The 2,217-nt window shown below is 43.5% G+C and carries 3 protein-coding genes; 2 read left to right on the top strand and 1 reads right to left on the bottom strand.

What is annotated here, in order from left to right; all coding sequences use genetic code 11:
- Positions 1 to 481 (bottom strand): HAD family phosphatase (locus A3761_RS22720; RefSeq protein WP_068750946.1); only part of this gene is annotated, 481 nt, incomplete at its 3' end.
- 241 nt (positions 482 to 722) lie between these two features.
- Here A3761_RS22720 and A3761_RS22715 point away from each other — a divergent pair.
- Positions 723 to 1,199 (top strand): RNA pyrophosphohydrolase, encoded by a 477-nt coding sequence (locus tag A3761_RS22715; RefSeq protein WP_068509047.1) that lies wholly within the window; start codon positions 723 to 725, stop codon positions 1,197 to 1,199.
- Positions 1,200 to 1,240: 41 nt separating this feature from the next.
- Positions 1,241 to 2,217 (top strand): phosphoenolpyruvate-utilizing N-terminal domain-containing protein (locus A3761_RS22710; protein ID WP_156492043.1); only part of this gene is annotated, 977 nt, incomplete at its 3' end.

Raw genomic sequence — 2,217 nt, 5'->3', positions numbered from 1 at the left:
TCAAACGCGTAATTTTCCCTTCTTTAAAGCTGGGTGTGCCGCTTACCTTGCCTGTATATCGACCGTCGACTTGCTCGGGAAGGGTCGCTATCAGTGTATCAATGCCAAAAGCCTGAGCAATAGGCTCAGTAACAAAGTGGTTTGTGGCGGTAATAATCAGGAGAGTATCTCCGGCAGCTCTGTGTTTTTCAACAAGCTTGATTGCCTTATCAAGCATAAGTGGTTTGATTTTCTCCAGAAAAAACTCTTCTCGCCATTTCAGCAGTTGCTCTGTCGGATGTGCGGCGAGTGGGCGAAGCGCGAATGACAGGTATTTGAGGATGTCGAGTTCACCATTTTGGTAATCCAAAAGAAATTGATCATTGGCCTCTTTGTAAACTTGAGCGTCGACAATAGACTTTTCGACGAGAAATTCGCCCCAGGCATGGTCGCTATCACCCGCGATTAATGTGTTGTCTAAGTCGAAAATTGCCAGTGCCACTTATGTACTCCCCCGAGAGTGTTTTATGCTAAATAACGACCAATCACAAAGGGTCGATTTCGATGAATAGAAAATCATATCAGATCATCTCTTTAAAAACTCATTAAGATCTTAAAAGTAGTCTAGAATTGATTGATATATCTAGCATAATTAATTATTTGCCCGCTCATGGGTTTGCTGTATCGGGCAAATTCTGAAAGAATGAAGGCAATGTAAATATCTATAGACGGGAAATTAGAGAGTGATAGATTCTGACGGTTTCAGATTAAATGTCGGAATTATTCTCGCAAACGAATTTAATGAGGTACTTTGGGCAAGGCGAATCGGACAAAATTCTTGGCAGTTTCCGCAAGGTGGAATCAAAGTTGATGAGACTCCTGATGAAGCACTTTACCGTGAATTGAATGAAGAAATAGGTTTGCAGCCTTCAGATGTACAGATTGTGGCCAAAACAAAGGGTTGGTTACGCTATCGATTACCCAAGAAAATGATTCGCCATAACTCCTTACCGTTATGCGTCGGACAGAAACAAAAGTGGTATATGTTACGCATGCTGAGTGCTGACTCAAGCATATCTGTAGATCGGAACGTGAGCCCCGAGTTCGATCGTTGGCAGTGGGTAAGTTATTGGTATCCGCTGGGTCAGGTTGTCTCATTTAAGCGAGAGGTATACCGAAGAGCAATGAAAGAGTTATCAACTGACTTATTTAAGAACTAAGCCACCTATTGGAAACGTGGGCATAATATAAAGGGTATTAAATGCTAAGCATACTTCGCAGTATTGTTCAGGAAGTGAATAGTGCCGCTAGTCTTGAGGAAGCACTGAATATTATTGTCAGTCGCGTTCAGGAGGCTATGAGTACGGAAGTATGTTCCATCTATCTTCTTGATCCGGCAGAAAATCGTTATGTCTTGCGTGCCTCTCGTGGCTTGCGGGAAGATGCGATCGGGAACGTGAGCTTGGGTTATTCAGAGGGTCTGGTTGGTTTGGTTGGTGTTAGGGAAGAGCCGATAAACCTCGAAGATGCCCAGCAGCATGAACGCTACCGCTATTTGCCTGAAACGGGAGAAGAGCGTTTTACAAGCTTTCTTGGTGTTCCAATCATTCATCATAAAAAGGTATTGGGTGTATTGGTTGTTCAGGAAGCCAGTAACCTGCGTAAGTTTGATGAAGGTGAAGAAGCTTTTCTAGTTACGGTTTCTGCACAGCTGGCGAGCGTTATAGCGCATTCAGAAGCAACTAAAGCAATTGAGTCAGTTTCTGAGAGTGGGAAAGTAGCGCAGGATATCGCCTTCAAGGGTATCGCTGGTGCACCAGGCGTTGCGATTGGTCGCAGTGTTGTTGTTTTTCCGCTTGCCGACCTGGATGCGGTGCCTGATAGAAGTGCTGAAAATATTGATGATGATATCATTTCATTTGAAAATGCGGTTGAGTCCGTCCGTAAAGATATTCAAAGCGTCGGTGAGCGTTTATCTACCCAGTTAAGGCCTGAAGAACAAGCTTTGTTTGATGTCTATCTTGGTATGTTGGATGACAATGCTCTGGCAGGAGAAGTGATCACCCAGATAAAAGCCGGGAAGTCTGCCCAAACCGCATTAAAAAATACCATTAGTGAATATGCACGTCATTTTGAAATGATGAATGATGCCTATCTCAGCGAAAGAGCTGTAGATATAAAAGATCTGGGTTGCCGTATACTTTCATACCTGCAAACAGCGGATAAAAAACAGCATGA

The organism is Oleiphilus sp. HI0123 (genome assembly GCF_001635315.1).
The sequence above is the reverse complement of the archived record's forward strand: the minus strand, read 5'-3'. Positions and strand labels throughout refer to the sequence as shown.